Raw genomic sequence first — 24,952 nt, 5'->3', positions numbered from 1 at the left:
CAGCCGACCGACAAGTAGGCCGCAACCCCTACCGGGGGGTAATTCCTTGTGGCAGGCTTCGGCCATGGTGACCCCCTCCCTCGCCGACGACCGCGCACGCTATGACCGTGCCACCGCACACCTCGACGCGCCGCTGGCGATCGTCGACCTCGAGGCCTTCGACGCCAACGCCGCCGATCTCGTGCGCCGCGCGAGCGGGAAGCCGATCCGGGTAGCGAGCAAGTCCGTGCGGTGCCGGAGTCTGCTGGAGCGGGTGCTGGCGAAGAACGGCTTCCAGGGGATCATGAGCTTCACCCTGGCCGAGTCGATCTGGCTGGCCCGCGAAGGCTTCGACGACATTCTGCTCGCCTACCCCTCAGCCGACCGCGCGGCCTTCGCCGAGCTCGCGGCCGACCCCAAGCTGGCCGGAGCCATCAGCGTCCTGGTGGACGACGCCGCGCAGCTGGACCTCATCGACGGCGCGCGAAACGGCGGATCGGAGGAGATCCGGGTCTGCCTGGAGCTGGACACCGCGCTGCAGCTGCTCGGCGGCCGGGTCAGGATCGGCGCGCGCCGCTCCCCGCTGCGGTCGCCGGACGCGCTGCGCGACTTCGCCCAGTTGGTGGAGCAGCGGCCGGGCTTCCGCGTGGTCGGGCTGATGGCGTACGAGGGACACATCGCGGGCGTCGGCGACTCCATCGCCGGGCGGCCGTTCCGCTCGCGCGTGATCCAGGCCATGCAGCGGACCGCGCGGCGCGAGCTGGCGGAGCGGCGTGAGGCCGTGGTGCGGGCGGTACGTGAGGTCGCGGAGCTGGAGTTCGTCAACGGCGGCGGCACCGGAAGCGTGGAGAGCACGGTCGCGGAGAGCTGCCTGACCGAGGTGGCCGCGGGCTCGGGCCTGTACGTGCCGCGTCTCTTCGACAACTACCGGGTCTTCCGCGGCCGTCCGGCGGCGCTCTTCGCGCAGCCGGTGGTGCGGCGGCCCGGCCTCGGCGTGGTGACCGTCCTCGGCGGCGGCTACCCCGCCTCCGGCGCGGCCGGCCCCGACCGCTCTCCCGTTCCCTATCTGCCCGAGGGCCTGCGCTACGACCCGCAGGAGGGCGCCGGCGAGGTGCAGACCCCGCTGCTCGGCTCCCCCGCCGACGACCTGCGCATCGGCGACCGCGTCTGGTTCCGCCACGCGAAGGCCGGCGAGCTGTGCGAGCGCTTCGACGAGCTGCACCTCGTCGAGGGCGACCGGGTGGCAGAGACCGTGCCGACCTACCGGGGCGAGGGCAAGACCTTCCTCTGACCCGGTAGCCGGCACGCCCGGCCGCGTCAGCTGGTGCCGGGAGGTGCGCCGGTGGTGCCACCGGAGTTGAGGGAGCTGCCGGAGAAGTCGGCGACGCCGGAGACGATCTGGTCCATGACGGAGAGGTCGGGCGCCTTGTTCGCGATGTCGAAGCCCAGGTGCAGGGCGACGAGCTTGTCACCGGCCTTGTTCGGGAAGACGACGGTCTCGACGGTGCCGTTGTTGCCGGTCTTGGCGTCGACCTGCCAGCGGACGAGGTAGCCCGAGCGGCCGGCGACCGTGACGCTCTTGGACAGCAGCACCTGGTGGCCCGTCACGTCGCCGTAGGACTCCTTGACGGCGGCGTTGATGTCCGCCTCGGCCGCCGCCTGGGCGCCGGTGCTGACGGGGGCGGTCAGGGTGGTGGTGTTCGCGCCGGCGAGGGAGCAGGTGGTGTTGGTGCCCGAGCCGGGGCAGGAGTAGCTACCGAAGGTGGCCACTGCGTGGCCGGTCTTGGTGGTGCCGCCGGTCCAGCCGCTGGGGAGCAGGAAGCTGACGCCTTCGGTGAAGCCGACGACGAGGCCCGACGCCTTGCCCCCGGTTCCGCCGCTGCCCCCGCTGCTCCCATTGCCGCCGCCGCTGCTGCCGCCGTTGCCGAACGGGTTGAGGCCGTCGCCGCCGTTGCCGTTCCCGCCGCTGCCGTTCGGGCGGCTGGTCGCGGTGGTCGACTTGCTGTTCCCGTCGTCCATGGCGAGGAAGGTGGCGAGCGAGCCGACGCCCAGGCCGACGATCGCCGCCACCACTCCCACCAGGAGCGTTCCGCGCCCGCGGGCACGCGGCTTGACCGGAGGCTCGCCGGAGAAGAACACCGTGGTCGCGTCGGTGCGGGTGTTGACGGTCCATGCGGAACCGTTCCACCAGCGCTCGCCCGGCCGTTCGGCGTCGGCGGGCTTGGGGTCCGGGTACCAGCCCGGGGGCGGGGGCGAAGTCTCACTCACAGTGCGCAAGGTATCGCTTCGGTGATAAGCATCCGATCAGCCCGCGCTGTCCGTCCGCCGAGCCCAAGCCGCCGCCGTGCCCCCACCCTGCCTCACTCTTACCTTCATACCTGGAACGGCGGCGATCCTGTCCGCCGTTCCAGGCGGGCGAGCGGTGAAGGCGCCGCGGCCTACAGCGGGGTGACGTAGGCGCCGGAGATGCCGCCGTCGACCAGGAACTCGCTGGCCGTGATGAAGGACGAGTCGTCGCTGGCGAGGAAGGCGACCGCCGCCGCGATCTCCTCCGCGTGGGCGAAGCGGCCGACCGGGATGTGGACCAGGCGGCGCGCGGCGCGCTCCGGGTCCTTGGCGAACAGCTCCCGCAGCAGCGGCGTGTTCACCGGCCCCGGGCAGAGCGCGTTGACGCGGATGCCCTCGCGGGCGAACTGGACGCCCAGCTCGCGGGACATCGCCAGCACGCCGCCCTTGGAGGCGGTGTAGGAGATCTGCGAGGTGGCCGCGCCCATCTTGGCGACGAAGCTCGCGGTGTTGATGATCGAGCCCTTGCCCTGCCGCTGCATGTAGGGCAGCGCGGCCTTGCAGCACAGGTAGACGGAGGTGAGGTTGACCTCCTGCACCCGGCGCCAGGCGTCGAGGCCGGTGGTGAGGATGGAGTCGTCGTCGGGCGGGGAGATGCCGGCGTTGTTGAAGGCGATGTCGACGCTGCCGTAGGTGTCGAACGCGGCCTTGAACAGCGCGTCGACCTGCTCGGCGTCGGTGACGTCGACCTGGACGAAGAGCCCGCCGACCTCCTCGGCGGCGGCCTTGCCCGCCTTCTCGTCGACATCGGCGCAGACGACGTTCGCGCCCTCGGCGGCCAGGCGGCGGGCGGTGGCGAGGCCGATGCCGGAGCCCGCGCCGGTGATGACGGCGGTGCGGCCGACGAGTCGGCGGCAGACGGTCTCTTCCTGAGCTTCGTGGTTCGGGGTGGTCACGGCTCTCTACTCCTCGGTGCTGATGAAGACGTTCTTGGTCTCGGTGAAGTGGGTGAGGGCCTCCGGGCCCAGCTCGCGGCCCAGGCCCGACTCGCCGAAGCCGCCGAAGGGCGTCCAGTAGCGAACGGAGCTGTGCGAGTTGATGGAGAGGTTGCCCGCGTTGACGCCGCGGGCCATGCGCAGCGCGCGGCCGATGTCGCGCGTCCAGAGCGAGCCGGAGAGGCCATAGCGGGTGGCGTTGGCCAGGCGCAGCGCGTCCGCCTCGTCGGTGAACGGGAGGACGACGGCGACGGGGCCGAAGATCTCCTCGGTGGCGGCGCGGCTGCCCGGGTCCTCGGGCGCGAGCAGGGTCGGCGCCTGCCAGAAGCCGGGGCCCTCGGGCGCGGTTCCCTGGGCGAGCACCGGCACGTCGTCCGTCAGGTAGGAGCGGACGCGTTCGCGCTGGAGCGCGGAGATGAGCGGGCCCATCTCGGTCGCGGCGTCGCGCGGGTCGCCGACCCTGACCGCCTCGATCGCGGGGGCGACCAGCGCCAGGAAGTCGTCGTAGACCTCACGCTGGACCAGGATCCGGGTGCGGGCGCAGCAGTCCTGGCCGCTGTTGTCCAGGAAGGACATGGGCGCGGAGGCGGCGGCCCGTTGCAGGTCGGCGTCGGCGAAGACGATGTTGGGGCTCTTGCCGCCGAGTTCGAGGGTGACCCGCTTCAGTTGGGTCGCGCAGCGGGACATGATCTGCTTGCCGACCGCGGTCGAGCCGGTGAAGACGATCTTCCGAATGTCGGGGTGGTCGACCAGCGCCTGCCCGGTGATCCGGCCGTGGCCGGGCAGCACCTGGAAGAGACCCTCGGGGAGCCCGGCGGCCAGCGCGATCTCCTGGAGCAGCAGCGCGGTCAGCGGCGTGGTCTCGGCGGGCTTGAGCAGCACCGCGTTGCCGGCCGCGAGCGCGGGAGCGAAACCCCAGGCGGCGATCGGCATCGGGAAGTTCCACGGTGCGATGACGCCGACGACGCCCAGCGGCTCGTGGAAGGTGACGTCGAGGCCCCCGGCGACGGGGATCTGTCGGCCCATCAGTCGCTCGACCCCGCCTGCGGCGTATTCGAGCAGGTCGCGGGCGTTGCCGGCTTCCCAGCGGGCGTTGCCGAGGGTGTGGCCGGCCTCGGTGACCTCCAGCTCGGCGAGCTCGTCGAGGCGCGCGTCGATGCCGTCGGCGAAGCGGCGGAGCAGGCGGGCGCGGTCACCGGGGGCCAGCGCGGCCCAGCCGAGCTGGGCCTTGGCGGCACGTCCGACGGCGGCGTCCACCTGTTCGGGTGAAACGGTCGGAACTTCCGCGACAAGCTCCTCGGTCGCGGGGTTCAATACGTGCAGGGATTCGGGGAGGTCAGTCAGAACAGTCAGAGACGACAGATCAGTCACGGGGCGGCTCACATGCGCTCGAAGGAGCGGAAGCGCTCCCAGTCGGTGACGGCGGTGTCGAAGGCGTCCTGCTCGACCTGGGCCATCGTCAGGTAGTGCTGCACGACATCAGGCCCGAAGGCGGCCTTGGCCAGATCGCTGGCGGCCCACAGCTCGGCGGCCTCGCGCAGCGTGGTCGGCAGGTGGGCGTAGTCGCCGGCGTAGGCATTGCCGGTGCAGGGTTCGGGCAGTTCGAGGCGCTGCTCGATGCCGTGCAGTCCGGCGGCGATCATGCCGGCGACGGCGAGGTAGGGGTTGACGTCCCCGCCCGGCGCACGGTTCTCGAAGCGCAGCGACGGGCCGTGGCCGACGATGCGCAGCGAGCAGGTGCGGTTGTCCTTGCCCCAGGCGACGGCGGTGGGGGCGAAGGAGCCGGGGCGGAACCGCTTGTAGGAGTTGATGTTCGGCGCGTAGAGGAGCGTCAGCTCGCGCATGGCTGCGAGCTGACCGGCGAGGAAGTGCCGCATGAGCTCGCCCATGTGACCCTGCTCGTCGGCGAAGGCGGGCCGGCCCTCGGCGTCGCGCAGCGAGAGGTGGATGTGGCAGCTGTTGCCCTCGCGCTCGTTGTACTTCGCCATGAAGGTGAGCGCCATGCCCTCCTGGGAGGCGATCTCCTTGGCGCCGGTCTTGTAGACGCTGTGCTGGTCGCAGGTGGTCAGCGCCTGGTCGTAGCGGAAGGCGATCTCGTGCTGCCCGAGGTTGCACTCGCCCTTCGCGGACTCCACGACCAGTCCGGCGCCGCCCATCTCGTTGCGGATCCGGGCCAGCAGCGGCTCGATCCTGGCGGTGGCGAGGAGGGAGTAGTCGGCGTTGTACTGGTTGGCCGGCGTGAGCGCGCGGTAGCCGCGGTCCCATGCCTGCTCGTAGGTGTCGCGGAAGACGATGAACTCGAGCTCGGTCCCGGCCCAGGCGGTCAGGCCCAGCTCGGCGAGGCGGTCGAGCTGCTGCCGCAGGATCTGCCGGGGCGAGGCGGCGACGGGTGAGCCGTCCTCCCAGGCCAGGTCGGCGGTGACGAGCGCGGTGCCCGGCTGCCAGGGCAGCAGGCGCAGCGTGTCGAAGTCGGGGAGCAGGGCGAAGTCGCCGTAGCCGCTCTCCCAGGAGGCCATGGCGTAGCCGTCGACGGTGTTCAGCTCCACGTCGACGGCGAGCAGGTAGGCGCAGCCCTCGGTGCCGTGCGCGACGACCTCGTCGAGGAAGTGGCCGGCCGCGAAGCGCTTGCCCTGGAGCCTGCCCTGCATGTCGGTGAAGGCCAGGGCTACGGTGTGGATCTCTCCTGACGCGACCAGGTCGCGCAGCGCGTCGAGGGTCAGCCGCCCTCGGGGGGCGGGCGCTTGAGAAGTCATGAGTAGTGCCTCCGGGTGCATCTGTACCGGGTCGGGCGCTTTAAAGGTATGGCCTTGTACCATTGGAAGGGAAGGGGGTGCCATGATCGAAAATGACGCGTCGGGCGCGGGCACGGACCCGTACGCCGCGGTGCTGCGTCCCGTTCGCTCCGGGAACACCTTTGAGGAGACCGTGCAGAAGGTGCTGCAGCTGGTCCGGCTGGGTCTGGTGCCCGTCGGCGAGCGGCTGCCGCCCGAGCGCGAGCTCGCCGAGCGACTCCAGATCAGCCGGGTGACGCTGCGTGAGGCCCTCAAGGTGTTGCAGGACGCGGGCGTGCTGGAGGTCCGTCGCGGCCGCTACGGCGGCGCGTTCGTGCTGGCCCCGGCGCCCGCGCCGCTCGTCTCCGACGGCGGCGAGGAACTGCGTCGGCGCGCGGTCGAGCTGGGCGACCGACTCGAGGACACCCTCCTCTTCCGCGAGGTGCTGGAGGTCGGCGCGGCGGAGCTGTGCGCGGCGCGCCCGCCGTCGGGCGCCGAGGCGGAGCGGCTGCGCGAGCTGCTCGCCGCGACCGGCAGCGCTTCGCTGGCGGAGTACCGGCGCATCGACACCCGGCTGCACCTGGCCGTCGCCGAGCTGAGCGGTTCCCCTTCCGTCGCCACGCAGTACGCGGCGGTCAGGGCGACGGTCAACGAACTGCTGGACTGCATACCGCTGCTCCCGCCCAACCTGCAGCACTCGCAGCGCCAGCACGAAGAGCTGGTCGAGGCCATCCTGGCCGGCGACCAGGGCCGCGCCCGCGCCGCGATGCGCCAGCACCTCGCCGGCACGGCGGCCCTCCTCCGCGGCTTCCTCGCCTAGCGGCGCGCGCCCCTCGCCCCGGCTTCGCCGGGATCGGTACAACACCTGCCCCTTGTCCGCTCTCCTCGCAGTCTCACGCACCGTCACTCGGCCCGGAAGGCCAGATCCCGCCCTCACCGAAACCGCTGTGGAGCTCGCCAGAAGCCATCCCATTCCCCTGTCCGCCCAGTTCCGACGCGGAAACACCCGGCCCGCACCCACTGCGCCCCCGCCGGGGCCATCCCCGCCCCGGCACATCCTCGTCCCCGCCCCCTTGCGCCGTCCCCACAGATCTGACGTTCCGGCATCCGGCCGGCAGGGCCCGGCACCCGCCAGTCCCGCCCCCTTCCATTTCCAGCTCCCCCGTCGAACACCGCCCCCGGAGGTCCGCCCGTGCCCCGCCCGCTCATCGGCATCACCACCTACGTCTCCCCCGCGAGTTGGGGCGTCTGGCGGGATGCGCCCGCCGACCTGCTGCCGCGGCGCTACCCCGCGCTCGTACAGTCAGGCGGCGGTCTCGTCGCGATGCTGCCACCGGACGAGCACCCCTCCGCCGCGGCGGAGGCCGTCGCCCGGCTGGACGGCCTGATCATCGCCGGGGGTCCGGACGTCGCCCCCGAGCACTACGGCGCGGCGGCCGACCCGCACACCCAGCCCCCCACACCGGAGTCGCGCACGCGAGACGCCTGGGAGCTCGCCCTCGTCGACGCCGCGCTCGACCGCGGGCTGCCGCTGCTCGGCATCTGCCGCGGCATGCAGCTGCTCAACGTCGCCCTCGGCGGCGATCTGACACAGCATCTGCCCGACCTGCTCGGCGGCAGCACGGAGCACTCACCCACACCCGGCGTGTACGGGCGTCACTCGGTCAGCGCGCTCCCCGGCACCCGTACCGCCGCGATCCTCGGCACGGAAGAGATCGACGTGCCCACCTACCACCACCAAAGCGTCGCCAAGCTAGGACGCGGTCTGCTCGCCTCCGCGCACTCCGCCGACGGCACGGTCGAAGCCGTCGAGGGCGAAGGCCCGGGCTTCCTGCTCGCCGTCCAGTGGCACCCCGAACAGGGCGACGACCCGAGGCTGGCCCAGGCCCTGGTCGACGCCGCCGCGAACTCGGCGCCCACGGCACGCGGCTGACAGTCGAACGCTCCGCTGGTGGCGAACACCGAACGAACCGCTGGTCGGAAGCCTTTCGTTTGGCAAGACTGACCGCATGCCAACCAACGACACTCAGCGGCCGACCCCTTTCCACAACCTGGATGACTTCCTCGCTGTCCCCCGCGTTTCCGGCCTCGCCCTCTCGCCGGACGGATCGCGCCTGGTAACCACCGTCGCCGAGCTCGCCACGGACCGCACCCGCTTCATCTCCGCGCTCTGGGAGCTCGACCCGCAGGGCGTCCGTCAGGCGCGGCGGCTGACCCGGTCCGGCAAGGGCGAGTCCGCGCCGCGGTTCCGCGCCGACGGCACGCTGCTCTTCGTCTCCGCCCGGCCCGAGGCCGACCCGGCGAAGGGCGAGCCCGAGGCGAAGGACGCCGCACTGTGGGCACTGCCCGCCGACGGCGGCGAGGCCGAGCGGGTGCTGACCCGGCCGGGCGGGATCGCCGGCTACGTCACCGCGCGCGACTCCGACCGGCTCGCCTTCACCTCCGGCCTGCTTCCCGGAGCCGAGGACACCGAGGCGGACGCGAAGCTGCGCACCGCGCGCGAGGAGGCCAAGGTCTCCGCGCTGCTGCACGAGGGCAACTCGCTGGTCCGCTACTGGGACCAGGATCTGGGGCCGGACACCCCGCACGTCTACGCGGTGGCCGGTGGCGCCGAGGAGCTCCACGCCGCCGCGGCCCAGGCCGTCGACTGCGGCGTCAACGACCCGAGGGAGCCCGCGCTCGCCGTCTCCCCTGACGGCACGCTGATCGCCTACTCGGTGCTCGTCGGCGCTGAGAGCGGCGAGTTCCGCGGCTCCGTCGTGGTCGCCGACGCCGCGACAGGCAAGCAACTGCGCCGGATCGAGGCCATCGACGCCGAGTTCGGCGCGCCCGTGTTCACCGCCGACTCGCGCTCGCTGATCGTCGAGCGCAACAGCATCGGCGAGTTCGAGCGCAGCAGCGCCGCGACGCTCTGGCTGATCCGGGCCACCGACGAGCAGGACGGCGGTCGCGATCTGCTGCCCGACTTCGACAACTGGCCCGCCAGCGCCGTGGTTTCGCCGACCGCAGGCGCCCCCGTCGTCTTCTTCGTCGCCGACGAACAGGGCCACTCCCCCGTCTTCCGGCTCGACACCGCCGACGGCACAGTCACCCGGCTCACCGCCTCGGGCGCCTACACGGACATGGTCGTCGCCCCCGATGGCGAGACCCTCTACGCGCTGCGCAACGGCATCGACGCCCCGCCCGCCCCGGTGCGCCTCGACGCCCGCCAGGCCGACCAGTCCGCGCCGGTCGCCCTGCCCTCCCCCGGCGGCGTCAGCGAACTGCCGGGCCGGCTGACGGAGGTGCACACCACCGCCGAGGACGGCACGGCGCTGCGCTCCTGGCTGGTGCTGCCGGAGGGCGCCTCCGCCGAGCGGCCCGCGCCGTTCCTGCTCTGGGTGCACGGCGGACCGCACGGCAGCTGGAATGCCTGGACCTGGCGCTGGAACCCGTGGATCGCCGCCGCCGCCGGGTACGCCGTGCTGATGCCGGACCCGGCCCTCTCCACCGGCTACGGCCAGCAGATGCACGAGCGCGGCTGGGGCGACTGGGGCGGCACGCCGTTCCACGACGTCATGGCCCTCACCGACGCGGCGCTCGAGCGCGAGGACGTCGACCCGAACCGCACCGCCATGATGGGCGGTTCCTTCGGCGGCTACATGGCCAACTGGATCGCCACGCACACCGACCGGTTCAAGGCCATCGTCACGCACGCCAGCCTGTGGAACCTCGACTCCTTCGGCGGCACCACCGACGCCCCGTTCTTCTGGCGCCGCCACTTCGGCGACCCGCTGACCCGCCCGGAGCGGTACCTGGACTCCTCCCCGCACCGGCACGCGGCGAACATCCGCACGCCGATGCTGGTCGTCCACGGCGACAAGGACTACCGGGTGCCGATCGGCGAGGCGCTCGCGCTCTGGAACGACCTGGTGCGCTTCGAGGTCCCGGCGAAGTTCCTCTACTTCCCCGACGAGGGCCACTGGGTGCTGCGGCCCAACAACGCCAAGGTCTGGTACAGCACAGTGCTCGCCTTCCTCGCCCACCACGTGCTGGGCGAGGAGTGGCAGCGCCCCGAACTGGTGTGACCCGCTGGGAGAAGCCTCAGAGCGCGTAGCTGACGCCCGTCAACTCCTCCGACACCGACCACAGCCGACGCTGTACGTCGGTGTCGTGGGAGGCGCGGTTCGACCTGGTCAGCTGCGGCGCACCGCGCAGCTCCTGGAAGCCGTCCGGTCCGTAGTACTGCCCGCCCTGCGCCTGCGGGTCACTGGCCGCGCGCAGCGTCGGCAGCGCGCCCTGGACGGCGGGCTGGGCGAAGAACGGCTCGACCAGCAGCCGGTTCAGCGGCTGCAGCAGGCTCGGCAGATGGCGGGTCAGTTCGGTGCTGGAGTAGCCGGGGTGCGCGGCCAGGGCGATCGTGCGGGCACCGGCCGCGTCCAGGCGGCGCTGCAGCTCGTACGTGAAGAGCAGATTGGCCAGCTTGGACCGCCCGTACGCGGTCAGCCGACTGTAGCTGCGCTCGGACTGCAGGTCGTCGAAGTTGACGCCGCGCCTGGCCAGCTGGTGGGCCAGGCTGGCGAGCACCACGATCCGCGAGCCCGGCACGTCCGTCAGCCGGTCCAGGACGAGACCGGTGAACGCGAAGTGACCCAGGTGATTGGTGCCCAGCTGGAGCTCGAAGCCGTCGGCGGTCTTGCTGTACGGGGTGTACATCACGCCGGCGTTGTTGATCAGCAGGTCGATCCGCTGGTGCCGCTCGCGCAGCTCCACCGCGGCGGCCCGGACGGACTCCAGCGAGGCCAGGTCCAGCGCGAGCAGCTCCGTCTTGCCGCCCTGAGCGCTGATCTCCTCGGCGGCGGCGCCCGCGCGCTTGGGATCCCGGCAGGCGAGCACGACCGTGGCCCCGCGCGCGGCGAGCACCTTCGCGGTCTCCAACCCCAGGCCGCTGTTCGCGCCGGTGACGACGGCCACGCGGCCGCTCTGATCGGGTACGTCGGCTGCGCTCCAGGCCATCGGTGGCCCTCCGGATTCCGAAATGGGGACTCTGGCGTGAACTCTTGCAGCGAGCCCTGAAGTAAACACTGTAAACACTGAGAACGCTCCGATCCTGCGCCCCCCGCCGCCGCGCTGTCAAGCGCGCGCTGTCACTGCCGTGCGGCAAGATGAGCCCATGAGCCGAACCGCCACCAGTGCCCCCAGCGCCCCCAAGCTGATGCTGCTGGATTCCGCGAGCCTCTACTACCGCGCCTACTTCGGCGTGCCGGACTCCCTGCGCTCCCCCCAGGGCGAGCCGGTCAACGCGGTCCGCGGCCTGCTCGACTTCATCGCCCGGCTGGTCACGGACCACGCCCCGGACCAGCTCGTCGCCTGCATGGACGCGGACTGGCGCCCGCAGTGGCGGGTCGATCTGATCCCCACGTACAAGACCCACCGCGTCGCCGAGGACCCTGCCGCCGCCGAAGCCGGCGAGGAGGAGACCCCGGACACGCTCGCCCCGCAGATCCCGGTCATCGCGGCGGTCCTCGACGCCCTCGGCCTGGCCCGCGTCGGCGTCGCGGACTACGAGGCCGACGACGTGATCGGCACACTGGCCACGCGGCACCAGGGTCCGGTCGACGTGGTGACGGGCGACCGCGACCTGTTCCAGCTGGTCGACGACGCGCGCGGGGTCCGCATCCTCTATCCCCTCAAGGGCGTCGGCACCCTCCAGATGACGGACAACGCGCTGCTGATGGAGAAGTACGGCGTCACCGGCGCCCAGTACGCCGACATGGCAGCCCTCCGCGGCGACCCGAGCGACGGCCTCCCGGGCGTCCCCGGCATCGGCGAGAAGACAGCCGCCAAGCTCATCGCCCAGTTCGGCGATCTCCCCGGCATCCAGGCCGCCGCCCTCGACCCGGCCTCCAAGCTCACCCCCACCCAGCGCAAGCGCCTCATCGACGCCACCCCGTACCTGGCGGTGGCTCCCAAGGTCGTCCAGGTCGCCGCCGACGTCCCCCTCCCCGACTTCGACCCCACCCTCCCCAGCGAGCCCCTCGACCCGATGGCCCTGGAGGAACTCTCCGCCCGCTGGGGCCTCGGCACCTCCCTCCAGCGCGTCCTCGACGCCCTCGCCCAGGCGGGAACGTAGGCCGAGCCAACGCGGACCAGGGACGACCAAGGCGGGGCCGCGGGAGCATCCCACGCTTCCCGAGACCCCGCCACCCCGGCGCGCGAGCTCAGCGGGACATCAACGTCCCTGGAGCGACTTGACGTTGTCGCCGAAGCTCCAGCCCTGTGAGCCGTCCCAGTTGATCGACCACGTCATGATTCCCTTCAGGGCACCGCCGAAGGCGTTCCACGACTGACCGACCAGGCTCGGCGTCATATAGCCACCGCCCGCGCCGGACTGGGCCGGAAGGCCGGGCACCTGCTTGTCGTACGGCACCTTGATCGTGGTGCCCTGGATGACCAGGCCGTTGTTCAGGCACGTGGTCTGCGCGGTGAAGCCCTGGACGGTACCGGCCTGGTAGGAGTCGCCGGAGCAGCCGTACATGCTGCCGTTGTAGTACTGCATGTTCAGCCACCACAGTCGCCCGTTGTCGACGTACTTCTTGACGATCGGCAGGTAGGAACCCCAGATCGACCCGTAGGTGACGCTTCCGCCGGTGACGTACGCGGTTTCGGGGGCCATCGTCAGGCCGAAGCCCGCGGGCATCTGGGCCAGCACGCCATCGATGATGCGCTCCAGGTTGGCCTGGGAGTTGGACAGCGTGTTGACGTTGCCGCTTCCGGTCAGGCCCGTCTCGATGTCGATGTCGATTCCGTCGAAGTTGTACTTCTTGAGGATCGGGACGACGGTCGCCACGAACCGGTCGGCGACGGTACTGGAGCTCAGGTCGATGCCTGCGGCGGCCCCGCCGATCGACATCAGGATCGTCGCCCCGGCCGCCTTGGCCTGGCACATCTCGGCCGGGGTCGCGACCTTGACGTTGGTGTCCATGCCGTCCTGCCACTCGACGGTGCCGTCCGAGAGGATCACCGGGAAGGCGGCGTTGATGACGTTGTAACCGTGCACGGCGATCCGGCTGTCGGTGATGGGGATCCAGCCCATGCCGGGGTGAACGCCGTTCGCGGCACCGTCCCAGTTCTCCCAGTAGCCCTGCAGGACCTTGCCCGACGGCCTGGGCTTTGTGGCGCAGGTGTCGCCCGGCGGCGTGGTGGTGGGCGGGGCGGTCGTGGGAGGCGTGGTCGTGGGCGGGGCAGTGGTCGGCGGCGCGGTCGTGGGAGGCGAGGTGGTGGGCGGTGTGGCGGTCGGCGTGGGGCTGCTGCCGCCGGGGCCGGTGAGCGACACGTCGTCCGCGTAGTACGTGGGCTGCCCGTACCAGCCGTGCAGGTAGACAGTCACCGATGTGGTGTTCGACCCGGTGGTGAAGCCGACGCTGAGCTGGCTGTACGACGGACTGCTCGGCGTCCAGGTGGACGGATCACTGGTGCCGCCGGTGCCGGTGGCGCCCAGGTAGACGTAGCTGCCCTGGACGTAGGCGCTCAGCGTGTACTGGGAATTGGGCTGCACGCTGATGGTCTGCGTGCACTGGGCGTCGTCCTGGCCGACCGGCGTGGCCTTCAGCGCGGAGGCGCCGGAGTGGACGGGGCTGCTGACGACCGTGCCGGAGCCGCTGGAGCAGGTCCAGTCGGTGAGTCCGTTCTCGAACCCGGGGTTGGCCACCAGGTTGGTGGTTACCGCACCGGCGGTGACGGAGCCGGCTACGAGGATGCCTGCGCCGATGACGGCGGCGGCGCTCACCCCCGCGAGTGAGCGCCTCAGGGCAGTTGGTCCGTGTTCGGCGCGGCTGGTCGGGTTCACCTGCGGTGCGCGTCCCACGATCGCCCTCTGCGGGCGGGGGGCTCGGAGCGGCTCGCTCCCGGCCTGGTCGCCTTCGAGGCGGGCTGAAACCGGACAGGGGCGGACATCACCCGGCAGGCGTGTCGTACGCGACCTCCGACGGAACATGCAGTGCTCCCTTCCCGCCGAGCGCCATGGACATGACCAACGCGTGGGGGCGCGACGCCCGGCTCTGGGTGAGGTGGGGACATGTGGGGTATGCCGAACCGGATCGTAGAAGGGGCGGCGAGGCCCGTCAATAGGTCTGGACCAATGCAGTTGCGCCCTGCCGTGGCCGGCGGGCCTCCCGGCTCAGACCGGGACCTCCTCCGGCACTGCTGCCGCGCCGACGGCCGGGGCCTCGTCCAACACGCCGCGTACGGAGGGGAGCAGCCAGAGGCCGAGCATGCCGAGGAAGGACACCACCCCGGCGGCGGTCAGCAGAGCCAGGTTGCCGACGGCCGAGGACATGAGCGGCACCAGCATCAGACCGAGGGGCAGCAGCGCCACCGAGACCAGGTAGTCGTAGCTGAAGATCTGACCGAGGATGGCGTCGGGGACCCCCGAAGGCCCCCACTCCGGCCACCGCGACGACCAGCACGCGCCGCAGCCTGAGCCGGTTGGCCAGCACCGCACCGAGCAGCGTCCCCCCGCCGATCGCCGCCTGTACGTAGCCCCAGGAGTGCGCTCCTCCGTACCGCTGGTCGACCACGAGGGCGCCGGCGACCAGGAACGGCGCCCACACCAGCAGGTGCCAGACCGCCGCGTACGCGTCGACCGCGACCAGCCAGCGCTGGCTGCGGAAGTACTGCCAACTGGAACGCATCTGGGCGAGCACCGAGTCATCGGTGCTCCCGTGGGCGTCGGCTGCCACGCGGAGCATCAGCACCGCCGACGCGGCGTAGCCCAGCGCGCATGCGCTCCAGGCCCCGGCCTGTCCCGTCACCGGCGCCAGGGCGCCCACGAGGGCGGGGCCGACGATGCTGCTCAGGGAGCCGACCAGGCTGCGGATGCTGTTGGCTGCCTGGAGGTTGGCCTGCTCGACCGTCCTCGGGAACAGCGACCGGTACGCCGGAAACAGCAGGGCCTGGTTGGCGCCGTTGACGGCGGCGACGAGGCAGAGCGCCGCCTCCGAGGCACCGTGCATCCAGAGCAGTGCCGCCACGAGCGCGCAGGTGCCCGCGCTGACCACATCGGCCGCGATGACCAGCCGTCGGCGCGAGAAGCGGTCGCTGACGACCCCACCGACGAAGAGGAACAGCACCGCCGGGGCGGCCTCGGCCGCCAGGACGGCGCTCAGCGCATGCGGCCCGTGCGACGTCGACAGCACCGTCATCACGAGCAGCACGGGCACGGCCGGGCCGGCCAGCGCCGAGCAGATCCTGCTGGTCAGCAGCGTCCGGAACGCAGGCTCAGGGGGTACGGAGAGCACAGGCTCGACGTCCTTCAGGAAAGGCGCCCGGCGGCGCGGTCGATGCGGGCGAGTCTTGCCGTCAGCGAATCGAACTGGTCCGCGCCGACAGCGCCTTGTTCGAATCGCGCGGTGCCGCCCGTCGTGGCCAGGACGAGCCCGGTGCGGTCGACAGCAGGCGACGCGCCGCTGCGGAAGTAGGGGCGTCTCCCGTCGGCGGAGGCGAGGACCGCATCAGTCCAGCGGAGCTTCTCCAGCACCACCGGGACGTACCCTCGGTCGACCCACGCCGTGTCGGCTCCGTAGGAGAGGGCGGACCAGCCGCCCTGGGCCGCGGCGACCGCGAGGGCGTGGAGGAAGGCCCGCCGACAGTCGGCGAGGCCGCGCTCCAGGCTGTACACGTCGCCGACGAGCGTCCGCTCCAGGCTCGGCCGCCGACCCGCGACCAGGAGGTCCAGGCGTGACAGGTCGTCGGACCGGAGCAACGCGGCACCGCAGGTACGGTTCCCCTGCCGCACCAGCGCGACCACGGCATGCGGCGGGGCGAGCCGGCGGAACTGGGCCAGGTTCTGCGCGCCGTGCGGAGCACGGCCGCGCGAGTACAGCTCCCGGACCAGGATCGGGAAGTAGAACTCCTCCTCCAGCCGGTCCAGCCCGACCTCGCTGACGCTGGTGAGCGCAAGGCTCAGCCGGTTCGCCCGCCAGGCCGCGAGCGAGGCAGACAGCGCGAGCCGGCTCTTCCGGTCGCCCGATCGCGGGTCGGCGAGCAGGTCCCGTACGCAGTGCCACTCGGAGGCCAGCGGCCGGAAGCCGGTGCGTCGCAGCACCAGCGCGGCCCGGGACTTCGGCTCGGCCGACACGAGCACGCTCCGACGTCTGCTCAGCAGTACCGCGCTTGCCACCTCCGCCGGATCGGAACCCAGATGGTGGATCCTGGTCGCCCCAGTCATCCTGGTCACCCCAGCCGTTCCATGAGGTCCGTCGCCACCGCAGCCGACACCCGGAACCGACGACTGGTCACCTGGTGCGAGAAGACGAAGTCGCCGTCCAGCCGCCGTCCGAGGATCCCCGGTCCGCGCAGCACGGCGGGCGACTCCTGCCGCGCCGTGCCCGCCATGGCATACGGGTAGCGGAAGACGGAAGCCTGCGCGGCCACCGAGTCCAGCAGCCGGGACAGCGCGTCCAGGGAGCCCAGTTCGGCGACGGTGGCCGGCAGGAAGACCAGCCGCCGAGCGATGTCCTCGGCCACCGGGCAGTCACCGCTCAGGTCCGCGCCCGCCGGTTCCAGGTACGGCGGGGTGACCGGATGCGTGAGCAGGGGGATCCGCTCCGCCATCGCCACCCGGTGGAGGTCGCGCGCCGAGACCGGGTAGTCGGCGGGCAGGAGGAACGGCACCACCACCGTGACGCCCGGTGTGTCGGCGGCGCGGGGCGGCGCCAGCGGCTCCAGCGCGGTGGCCGAGGCGACCCGCTCCCGGACCCGCTCCACCTCGTCGACCCTGGCAACATGATGCTCCTTGAGCCAGGAGACCTGGAGGTCCAGAGCCGACGCCAGCCGGTCGGCGGAGGTGTACCTCCTCGCACGGCGGGTCCAGCTGAGGTTCTCGTAGTGGTGCCGCAGGATGCCGCGCAGCTCGTCGTACAGACCGCCGTCCTCGACCAGCAGCAACCCGCCGCCGCCCGGAAGGCCGAGCGGCTTGGCCTGTCCGAGGCTGATCACCGCAGCGGCGAAGCCGTCCACCGCCCGCGACGCGGCCGGGGCCCCGAAGACCGAGAGAGTGCAGTCCAGCACCCTGGGCCCGGACACCGAACGCAGCTCCGAGGCGAAGTGCTGCGCTCCGACAGTGCCGCCCCAGGGCTGGATCAGGACCGAGGGGTCCTCGCCGGCCGGCCCGATCGGTTCGCCCCTGCGGTCCACGTCGTAGAACTCCGGACGTCCACCGATCCCCTCCACCGCGCTGGTCAGCGTCCAGCAGCCGAGGCCCGGCAGCCGCACCGGACCGCCGCGGCCCGCCGGACGGGACGCAGAGAGCGCATCGAGGAGGAGGGAGAGCGCGGCACTGCCGGAGTCCAGCAGCAGCATCTTGCTGTAGCCGAGCCAGTCCTGCAGGGGCGTCGGTGGGGCCGCGGGGTTCGCGCGGTTGGTGGAGTCAGCGTAGGCAGGCATCGATCGACCGCATGAGGAGATGAGCGGCCGTGGCGGCGTCGGCTACGCCCGCCGACTCGGCCGGCGCGAACTCGGTGAGCATGAACTGCCGCACGCGTCGCCCGTGCGCGGCCGCCGCCTCGATCACAGCCTGGAGCTCGCCGGGGCCGAGACCGTCCGGGAGCGGATTGGTGACGCTCCGCATAATGTGCGGATCCAGCACGTCGATATCGACGGAGAGCGCCGTGTCCTCCATAGTCCGCGCACCGAGTGGAATCCCACTCACAGCCGACTCGAGGCGGACCGGCCGCCGTCACCTTGGGAGGGCCCCTCCAGCGGGTACGCGATGCCCCCGCCGCCGCGGTCGGCGCAGGAGCCGTCTACATTCATGTAGACGTCATAACCGGAATCAAGATCCCGTCACATGTTCGACCCTTAGATTGCTTCCGGCGAGCACCCACCCCAGCTCACTGGCCGTCGCCAGGCCTCAGTGCTGCGGCGCACGCCCGCCAAACCGGACCACCGCCGGGCGCAGATGTAGGCCACGCCTCCTTATTGAGCTTTCGGAGCAGAACGACAATGACCCATACGCGGGAGCGTCGCCGCCTCTCGCCCGCACCCCGGCACAGGTCAGTACGGTGAGCGACCAGTGGTGACAGTCAGCAAGGAGCAGGGCGCGGTCACAGCCGCCCTCCCCGGGGTGCCGTCACGGCCCGGGACGGTTCGGTGGGCGGGCGCGGACCGTCTCGCGAGCGCACTGGCCACTCCTGTTACCGCGGTCTCGGTGTCCGTGCTGGGCGTGCTGCTGATGGTGCTGGTGGGAGCAAGCGCGCCGAACGATCACACGGTCGCGGTACGACTGCCGCTCTCCGTCCTTCCACCCATGTCAGCGGGCGCCTCCACCCTGGTGATGTGCGGCGCGATAACCGCGCAGGCCCTCGGACTGCTGGGCATGCTCGCAGCGACGCGCCGCGGATGGCGACCCGGCGTACCGCGCTTGTTCGCGGCCGGTACCGCTGCTGTGCTGCTCTGCAGCTCCATGACTCCCACCGGCTCCGCGGACGTCGCGAGTTATGCCGCCTACGGCCGCATCGCCGCTCTGGGCGCCGATCCGTATCGCGTGAGCCCGGCAGACCTGGGCGGGAGCTACGCGCAGTTGGTCAGCCCCAGCTGGCTGCATACTCCCTCCGTCTACGGGCCGGTGGCGACCTGGATCCAGGAGGCGGCCGCGGCGGTCGGCGGCGACCGACCCTGGCTGACGATATGGCTGCTGATGCTCGCCAACGCGGCCGCATTCCTGGCCGCCGGTCTCCTGCTGGTGCGCGTGGCCGAGGATCGAAGCCGCGCCGCCCTGCTGTGGGTGGCCAATCCCGTCCTGATCGGGCAACTGGTCGCCGGCGGTCATCTGGACACCTTTGTGGCCGTCCTTGCCGCCGGAGCCGTGCTCGTCAGCATACGTACGGGCGCGTGGCACCGGGACGCGACCGCCGGCGTGCTCCTCGGGCTGGCCTGCGGTCTCAAGGTCAGCGCCGGTCTTGTCGTCGCGGGGCTGATCCTCGCGCTGCTGTGGGAGCGCGCCTGGGCCCGGGCGCTCCGCCTGTCCGCCGCAGCGGTTTCCACCGTGACGGTGCTCTACGCCGGCTACGGACTCCACGCCCTTGCCCCTTTGCGTGCGGCCTCCCATCTGGTTTCGGTCCCCTCGCTCTGGCAGGCCGTCCAACATCTCGGGAACTCCACCGTGGGCGGGGCCGTGACGGAAGCTGCTATCAGCGTGGCATGGCCGGTGGCGACGATCGTGATCGCCCGGCGACTTCAGCCCCGGCTGCCACAGGCCACACCCCTCGTGGTGGGAATCCCGTTCGTCCTGACCTTGGCATGGGTGCTGGCCGCCCCGTGGGCCATGCCCTGGTACAGCGCCGTCAGCTGGCCTTTCGCCGCCGTACTCCGTCGCAACGCGCTCGTCGGATGGCTGCTGGCGGCCACGACCTTTCTTGCACTGATGCACAACACCGGCGGACGAGGATGGTCCTGGTGACGCCGCGCAGTGGAGGCGACTCCATGCCCCTGAACCGTCCCTCGGCGCCATCCGCCCCGCCATCTGCCCCGCCATCCGCCCCGCCATCTGCCCCGCCATCCGCCGGAGGTGCTCCGCAGTCGGCGCCCCACCGCTGACCGACCCGGGCATGCCCACCCGGCCGACCGACCGCCCCGCGGCTGCTCCGGCAGCAGCCGACTGCCCAGAACTGATTCCGACGCCAATGATCCGCACGCCCCGCGCCAGCCTCCTGACCCTCCCGGCCATCAGTCCCCCGGTCGACAGGGTCACCATCCCCAACCCCCGCCAGGGCCGAAGCCTGGAGTCGGTCGGCCGAAGGCCGGTTCGCCCTGCGCGCTGGTCGTGGCGGACGTGGTTGCGCCATCCGGTCGTGGCGGCCGTGCTGTTCGCGGGATCGATCCAGGCCGGGTGGGCTCTTTGGCTGGCCACCGACGGCGGCGACATGGCCGCTCAGTACGCCTGGGCGCAATTCGCCGCGGCCCATCCGGGGTCGGTCTACGATCTCGCCTGGTACGGCGGCATGCACCTGGCCTCCTACAGCGTGCTCACCCCCTACCTGATGGCTCTTCTGGGAGTGCGCGCCACCGGAGTCGTAGCCGGGACCCTCGCCGCGGCCCTCCTCGCACGGCTGCTGATGCGCTCAGGGGTCCCTCGCCCGCTCTTGCCCGCGCTGTGTGGCGCGGCGGGGTTGGCGTGCAACACGGCCTCCGGGCGGATCACCTTTGCCGTCGGCGCGTTCTTCGCGCTCGCTGCGGTGCTGACCGTCTACGAGACCCGCGGGGCAGCCGGACCGCGGGCTGCGATCGCCGGCCTGCTCGGCCTGCTCGCGACCCTGGCCAGCCCGGTGGACGGCCTGTTCCTCCTGGCCATTGCCCCCGCCCTGTTCCTGACCGGCAGACGTGCGGCTGCCGCCGTCCTGGCCGCCGGACCACCCCTGGTCGTGGGAACCACAGCTCTGCTCTTCCCCTTCTACGGCGTTCAGCCCTACATCCTGCTCCAGCTCACCCTGGTACTGGCCACCACCCTGCCGCTCGCGCTGCTCGCACCGGCGTCCTGGCGGGCGGTGAGGATCGGAGCCTGGACCTACGCGCTCGGCAATCTGCTCACGGTTCTGATTCCCTCCCCCATAGGCAGCAACGTCGAACGGCTCGCGCTGCTCTTCGCGGCAACCCTGCTGCTGGCCGCGGCAAGGGTCTCCAAAGGGCGTCGGGCACGCGCACTGTGGATCACCTTCGCGATCGCACTGTCCTGGCAGACCATCCAACCGCTGACGGACATCTTCGTCGCCGCACCGGCTTCCGGATGGACGCAGTACGCCAAGCCCTTGGCCGCCGAACTGACCAGACTCGGGGCCGACCAGGGCCGCGTCGAGGTCGTGGGAACCGCGTCGCACGTCGAGGCATCAAGCCTCGCGGCCACGGTGGAACTGGCCCGGGGATGGAACCGACAGGCGGACCTCATACGCAATCCGCTCTTCTACAACGGCACCCTCGACGACACCAACTACCACGCCTGGCTCCGGAACTGGGCAGTGGACTACGTCGTGCTCCCCGATACGTCATTCGACTACGCCTCGACGACCGAGAGCCGCATCGTCGCCTCCGGGCGGCCGTGGCTCGAGCCGGTGTGGAGCGACAAGCACTGGAAGGTGTACCGGGTCGCGGACGCACTTCCGCTCGCCGACGCTCCGGCCACCGTGGTCGACGCGGGACAGGCCGCACTCACGCTCCAGGTGTCCACGCCCGGAACCGTGCTCGTCCGGATCGCCTGGTCGCCCTGGCTGTCCGTGGTCGGCACAGGGACGGGATGCCTCACAGCCGACGGCCCCTGGACACGACTGACCGTACAAACCCCGGGAACCCTGCAGATCGGCACCAGCTACGCACATCCCACGGGCAGCCCGTGCCCCGAGATCGTCGCGAGCGGCGGCTGAGGCAGGTAGCGCGGGCCCCTCAGACGCTCTCAACCGACTGCTGTCGAGCCTTCGTTGCGCTGACAAGGACCCGCTCTCGCGCCGGGCGCAGCACCACCACGGCCACCGCGATCGCCGCGACCAGAAGCCCCGCGCCGACGCCGAAAGCGAGGTGGTAGCCGGCCAGCAGCGCCTCCGTGGGTGTGCTGCCATGTCGCGAGGCAGCCCCGCTGCGCCCCGCGGCCAGGGCGGTGAGCACGGCCGCGCCGCCCGCGGAGCCGAGCTGGGCCGTGGTGTTGTAGAGCCCCGAGGAGAGCCCTGCGTCCTCCTCCCGCGCGCCGGACATGGCCAGTCCCGCCGCCGCGGGCATCGCCAGGCCGCCGTGCGGCGCGCCGGTTGGAGGCGGGACCCCAGCGGCGGCCCTGGACGGCACCGGAGCGGTCCACATCTTCTCGGTCGGTACGCCGAACGGGGATCTGGACGAGTCGTGGCCCGGTGCCAGCGCCGGTTGGCAGACGGCCGATCGGACGAGCGGGACGCCGAACACCCCGCCGGTCGGAGTCTGACGGATCGATCCAACGCTCGGGCGAAGGGTCTGTCGCAGACGGCGGTCTGCGACAGGCCCCTCGCGAGGGCCAGGCGCGGTTCGACCTGGCCAGGGCACGAAATGGATTGCTGAGCTCCTGGATCTGTTGCCGGAGCAAACGGATACGTATCGTGCCGCCATGATGCCCGTCTCACCCTGGCTACGGCTGGAGCAGGTAACGGCTGCGAACGTCGACGCAGCCTGCGCGCTGCTGGTGCGCCCCGAGCAGAGTGGCTTCGTCGCCCCGGTGGCGCGGTCTCTCGCCGAGGCGTACGCACACGGATCCCATGCCTGGCCGCGCCTCGTCTTCGACCGGGAGCAGTTGGTCGGCTTCGTCATGGGGAGCTTCGATCCGCTCAGCCCGGTCGAGGCGTTCCGCTGCGGGATCTGGCGACTGAACATCGCCGCCGACCACCAGCGCCGCGGCTACGGTCGCTTCGCGGTCGCCGCGATCTGCGCCGAGGCCCGCAGCCGGGGCGAGCGCCGCGTCAGTGTGCTGTGGGTGCCGGGCCATCACGGCCCGGAGTACTTCTACCTGCGTCTCGGCTTCCGCCCGACCGGCGAGATGTTCTACGGGCAGGTGGCCGCCGAGCTGCGGCTGGCTTAGCGCAAGCGATCCGGAGACGCGCGGCGCCGCGTCGCACCCGGATCGCGCCCCCGCAGGTCAGGGCCCCTCGGTGGCTGCCCGGGTGAGGGTCGTCGCGGTGTGCACCGCGCTCGCGATGGCCTGGTCGGGGGCGAGGCCGCAGAGGTCGGTGAGGGTGAAGAGAGCTTCGGCGCTGATGACCACGGCCAGGTCGCGCTTCAGCTGCGCGAGCGACTCGGGGGCGGTCGCGCCGAGCGTCTCCGCCAGGGGGGCGAGCGCGTGGTCGATCAGGCCGACGCGGAGGGCGGGGCGCGCGCCGACGGTCGCGGGCTGGGTGATCGTCGCGGCGATCATGGCGCGGGTGGCGCCCTGGTAGGTGAGGACCATGCGGAGCAGATGTTCGGTCGCGGCGGCGATGCGTTCGACCGGGTCGGTCGAGTCCGCGACGGACGCGAGGGCCTCGGCCGGGGTGGGCCACTCGCCGACCATGGCCTCCTGGAGCAGGCTCGCCAGATCGGGGAAGTAGCGGTAGGCCGTCGCCTCGGAGACCAAGGCGGCCTTGGCGACCTCGGGCATGGACAGCTCGCGGCCCGTGCGCATCTGTTCGGCGGCCGCCTGCAGGATCGCGTTCCGCGTGCGCAACTTCTGATTGGCCCGACCGCCACCGCCACCGCCACTGCCACTGCCCGTGGGCGCGGGGGCGGGGGCGGGGGCGGGCGTCTTGGGTTCGCTCATCTGCATGAGGACAAGCATAGCAAGTTCGCCCTGGTAATGAGAGAGCACTTGCATAAAGCCGTGAGGGCGCTCTACATTCATGACAGTTAACTCTCACCAAGCAAGAGGAGTCCTTGTCATGACTGCCCCCGCCCCTGCCGGCACGACCCGCACGATCGAACTCCGCGACGGACTCACCCTCACCGTCCAGGAGTTCGGCGAGAACACCGACGGCACCGGAGTGCTGATGCTGCACGGCGGGGCCGGTCCCCGCTCGATGGCGGGATTCGCCGCCGGAATGTCCCAGCACGCCTACGTGGTCGTGCCGACCCACCCCGGCTTCGACGGCACCCCTCGCCCGGGCCGGACCGACACCGTCGCCGACCTCGCCACCGCCTACCTCGACCTGCTCGACGAACTCGACCTGCGCGGCGTGATGGTGGCCGGCAGTTCGGTCGGCGGATGGATCGCCGCCGAGATGGCACTGCGCGACAACCGCGGCCGGATCGCCTGCCTGACCCTGCTCGGCTCCACCGGCATCGCTCCCGAGCCGCCCGTGCAGCTGGCGAACCCCGCCGAGATCGGCCCGGCCAGGACCGGCGAACTGGCCTTCCACAACCCCGACCTGCGCATCGACCCGGCCGCGCTCAGCGCGGAGCAGCTCGCCGCCATGGCCGCCAACCAGCGCACTCTCGCGATCTACGCGGGGGACCCGTTCTGCCACGACCCGAAGCTGCGCGGCCTGGACCAGCCACGACGGATCGCCTGGGCGCCGGCCTGGAAGCGGCTGGCCGCACCCAGCCGGGCGAGAAGTTCGGTGATACGGCGGCGCAGGGTGCGCTCGCTGCTGCCGAGCGGACGCCACGCGGACGAGCCGTCCCTGGTGGCCGCGACCGCAGGCCCCGGCTACGACACGGTCACCGGCCTTGGCTCCCCCACCGCCGGCGTCGACGGCGCGTGGGCGGCGATGAAGTAGTCATCCGCCGCGCGGCGGAGGCGACGTGGTGCGGGGCGGTCCGTGGACTGCCCCGCACCAGCGTTTGCTCCCGTTCTCGACCGGCCTGGGCCCGCTCTCAGGGCGCTCTCTCAGGGCGCGGTCCGGCGGTGGATCGGCCCGCCGGGCGCATACCAGCCGGCCTTCTTCCTGACGGCGGGCGAAGGATCGTGGTCCCGCGCGTCGACGAGCGCCTCGGCCGCTTCGGCGTGGCTGTGCACCCAGAGGCCGACGAGCTCCGCGGCCCTGGCCCGCACCTGGGCGTCCGGGTCCTGGCGCAACAGCCGGATGCCACGCGGCAGCACGGCGACCCGGTCGGGGCGGCAGGCGTCGGACTTGCACCGGTCGCAGGAGACGGCGTGCACGGCGGCGACCCGCACGCGCGCGTCGGGATCGTCGAGCATGGCGACGAGGTCGTCCAGCGCGTCCTCGACGAGCAGATGGTCGAGGAGCTTGCAGCAGTTCTCGCGGACCACGGGGTCGGCGTGGCCCAGTCCCCGCCGGATCGCGGGCAGCACGTCGGCGCCGCAGCGCAGCAGTTCGCGGAAGGCGACCGGGCGCCGCGGCTCGCTGCCCAGCGCACACACCAGGGTGTCCGCGCGCGTTCGTGTGGTGGACATGTGCTCTCCCTTCCGCCCGAACGAGTCTGCGTACCAACCCGCCGCGCCGA

The 24,952-nt window shown here is 71.8% G+C and carries 22 protein-coding genes and 1 pseudogene; 9 read left to right on the top strand and 14 right to left on the bottom strand.

The features are described from left to right. Nucleotides 1-64: 64 nt before the first annotated feature. Nucleotides 65-1,270: an amino acid deaminase/aldolase gene (locus tag ABIA32_RS17625; protein ID WP_370096117.1), complete on the top strand. Its 1,206-nt coding sequence runs from the start codon at nt 65-67 to the stop codon at nt 1,268-1,270. A gap of 26 nt (nt 1,271-1,296) precedes the next feature. Here the strand turns inward: ABIA32_RS17625 and ABIA32_RS17620 are convergent, their stop codons facing one another. The 4 genes from ABIA32_RS17620 to ABIA32_RS17605 form a co-directional block, all read right to left on the bottom strand. Then, nucleotides 1,297-2,247, bottom strand: a complete 951-nt coding sequence (locus ABIA32_RS17620; RefSeq protein WP_370096115.1) for a DUF2510 domain-containing protein — start codon at nt 2,245-2,247, stop codon at nt 1,297-1,299. Nucleotides 2,248-2,417: 170 nt separating this feature from the next. Then, nucleotides 2,418-3,221: a 3-oxoacyl-ACP reductase gene (locus tag ABIA32_RS17615; RefSeq protein WP_370096113.1), complete on the bottom strand. Its 804-nt coding sequence runs from the start codon at nt 3,219-3,221 to the stop codon at nt 2,418-2,420. 6 nt (nt 3,222-3,227) lie between these two features. Next, nucleotides 3,228-4,613 (bottom strand): aldehyde dehydrogenase, encoded by a 1,386-nt coding sequence (locus ABIA32_RS17610; protein ID WP_370096189.1) that lies wholly within the window; start codon nt 4,611-4,613, stop codon nt 3,228-3,230. A 26-nt stretch (nt 4,614-4,639) separates the two neighbouring features. Then, entirely contained in the window at nt 4,640-6,013 is a 1,374-nt protein-coding gene (locus ABIA32_RS17605) for a glutamine synthetase family protein (RefSeq protein WP_370096111.1), read from the bottom strand. 85 nt (nt 6,014-6,098) lie between these two features. Here ABIA32_RS17605 and ABIA32_RS17600 point away from each other — a divergent pair, with 85 nt between their 5' ends. The 3 genes from ABIA32_RS17600 to ABIA32_RS17590 all read left to right on the top strand — a co-directional run bounded on the left by ABIA32_RS17600 (nt 6,099) and on the right by ABIA32_RS17590 (nt 10,098). Continuing rightward, nucleotides 6,099-6,851, top strand: a complete 753-nt coding sequence (locus ABIA32_RS17600) for a FadR/GntR family transcriptional regulator (protein ID WP_370096187.1) — start codon at nt 6,099-6,101, stop codon at nt 6,849-6,851. A gap of 372 nt (nt 6,852-7,223) precedes the next feature. Further along, complete coding sequence (locus ABIA32_RS17595) at nt 7,224-7,964, top strand: gamma-glutamyl-gamma-aminobutyrate hydrolase family protein (RefSeq protein ID WP_370096109.1); 741 nt, start codon at nt 7,224-7,226, stop codon at nt 7,962-7,964. 76 nt (nt 7,965-8,040) lie between these two features. Continuing rightward, nucleotides 8,041-10,098 carry an alpha/beta fold hydrolase gene (locus tag ABIA32_RS17590; RefSeq protein ID WP_370096107.1) on the top strand — a complete coding sequence of 686 codons (2,058 nt, stop codon included), beginning with the start codon at nt 8,041-8,043 and terminating at the stop codon, nt 10,096-10,098. A 16-nt stretch (nt 10,099-10,114) separates the two neighbouring features. Here the strand turns inward: ABIA32_RS17590 and ABIA32_RS17585 are convergent, their stop codons facing one another. Beyond that, nucleotides 10,115-11,026 (bottom strand): SDR family NAD(P)-dependent oxidoreductase, encoded by a 912-nt coding sequence (locus tag ABIA32_RS17585; protein ID WP_370096106.1) that lies wholly within the window; start codon nt 11,024-11,026, stop codon nt 10,115-10,117. Nucleotides 11,027-11,225: 199 nt separating this feature from the next. Between ABIA32_RS17585 and ABIA32_RS17580 the strand changes: the two genes are divergently transcribed. Then, a complete protein-coding gene (locus ABIA32_RS17580; protein WP_370096185.1) occupies nt 11,226-12,143 on the top strand; it encodes a 5'-3' exonuclease H3TH domain-containing protein in 918 nt (305 codons plus the stop codon). 99 nt (nt 12,144-12,242) lie between these two features. On the opposite strand, the gene ABIA32_RS17575 is transcribed toward ABIA32_RS17580, so the two are convergent. From ABIA32_RS17575 to ABIA32_RS17550, 6 genes and pseudogenes are all read right to left on the bottom strand, one after another. Further along, nucleotides 12,243-13,346, bottom strand: a complete 1,104-nt coding sequence (locus ABIA32_RS17575) for a chitinase (RefSeq protein WP_370096183.1) — start codon at nt 13,344-13,346, stop codon at nt 12,243-12,245. A 90-nt stretch (nt 13,347-13,436) separates the two neighbouring features. Next, nucleotides 13,437-14,006, bottom strand: a pseudogene (locus ABIA32_RS17570) (carbohydrate binding domain-containing protein); the annotation flags it as partial. Between the two features lie 127 nt (nt 14,007-14,133). Continuing rightward, nucleotides 14,134-15,309 (bottom strand): MFS transporter, encoded by a 1,176-nt coding sequence (locus ABIA32_RS17565; protein ID WP_370096104.1) that lies wholly within the window; start codon nt 15,307-15,309, stop codon nt 14,134-14,136. Between the two features lie 14 nt (nt 15,310-15,323). Then, complete coding sequence (locus ABIA32_RS17560) at nt 15,324-16,247, bottom strand: hypothetical protein (RefSeq protein ID WP_370096102.1); 924 nt, start codon at nt 16,245-16,247, stop codon at nt 15,324-15,326. Beyond that, a complete protein-coding gene (locus tag ABIA32_RS17555) occupies nt 16,244-17,455 on the bottom strand; it encodes a hypothetical protein (protein ID WP_370096101.1) in 1,212 nt (403 codons plus the stop codon). The genes ABIA32_RS17560 and ABIA32_RS17555 overlap by 4 nt, the downstream gene beginning before the upstream one ends. Beyond that, on the bottom strand, nt 17,439-17,690 hold the full coding sequence (locus tag ABIA32_RS17550; protein ID WP_370096099.1) for an arginase family protein: 252 nt from the start codon (nt 17,688-17,690) through the stop codon (nt 17,439-17,441). The genes ABIA32_RS17555 and ABIA32_RS17550 overlap by 17 nt, the downstream gene beginning before the upstream one ends. 396 nt (nt 17,691-18,086) lie before the next feature. Here ABIA32_RS17550 and ABIA32_RS17545 point away from each other — a divergent pair, with 396 nt between their 5' ends. Then, nucleotides 18,087-19,469, top strand: coding sequence for a hypothetical protein (locus ABIA32_RS17545; protein ID WP_370096097.1), 1,383 nt, complete (start codon nt 18,087-18,089; stop codon nt 19,467-19,469). Nucleotides 19,470-19,860: 391 nt separating this feature from the next. Then, on the top strand, nt 19,861-21,423 hold the full coding sequence (locus ABIA32_RS17540; protein ID WP_370096095.1) for an MFS transporter: 1,563 nt from the start codon (nt 19,861-19,863) through the stop codon (nt 21,421-21,423). Nucleotides 21,424-21,442: 19 nt separating this feature from the next. On the opposite strand, the gene ABIA32_RS17535 is transcribed toward ABIA32_RS17540, so the two are convergent. Continuing rightward, a complete protein-coding gene (locus tag ABIA32_RS17535) occupies nt 21,443-21,850 on the bottom strand; it encodes a hypothetical protein (protein WP_370096093.1) in 408 nt (135 codons plus the stop codon). 277 nt (nt 21,851-22,127) lie between these two features. Between ABIA32_RS17535 and ABIA32_RS17530 the strand changes: the two genes are divergently transcribed. Further along, on the top strand, nt 22,128-22,595 hold the full coding sequence (locus ABIA32_RS17530) for a GNAT family N-acetyltransferase (RefSeq protein WP_370096091.1): 468 nt from the start codon (nt 22,128-22,130) through the stop codon (nt 22,593-22,595). A 57-nt stretch (nt 22,596-22,652) separates the two neighbouring features. Here the strand turns inward: ABIA32_RS17530 and ABIA32_RS17525 are convergent, their stop codons facing one another. After that, nucleotides 22,653-23,315, bottom strand: a complete 663-nt coding sequence (locus tag ABIA32_RS17525) for a TetR/AcrR family transcriptional regulator (protein ID WP_370096089.1) — start codon at nt 23,313-23,315, stop codon at nt 22,653-22,655. Between the two features lie 112 nt (nt 23,316-23,427). Here ABIA32_RS17525 and ABIA32_RS17520 point away from each other — a divergent pair, with 112 nt between their 5' ends. Next, a complete protein-coding gene (locus ABIA32_RS17520; protein ID WP_370096087.1) occupies nt 23,428-24,264 on the top strand; it encodes an alpha/beta fold hydrolase in 837 nt (278 codons plus the stop codon). 110 nt (nt 24,265-24,374) lie between these two features. Here the strand turns inward: ABIA32_RS17520 and ABIA32_RS17515 are convergent, their stop codons facing one another. Continuing rightward, complete coding sequence (locus ABIA32_RS17515) at nt 24,375-24,902, bottom strand: HEAT repeat domain-containing protein (protein WP_370096086.1); 528 nt, start codon at nt 24,900-24,902, stop codon at nt 24,375-24,377. Nucleotides 24,903-24,952: the final 50 nt, after the last annotated feature.

The organism is Streptacidiphilus sp. MAP12-20 (genome assembly GCF_041262525.1).
Classification (GTDB): Bacteria; Actinomycetota; Actinomycetes; order Streptomycetales; family Streptomycetaceae; genus Streptacidiphilus.
Note: the sequence above shows the minus strand (reverse complement) of the source record. Positions and strands in the feature narration are given on the sequence as shown.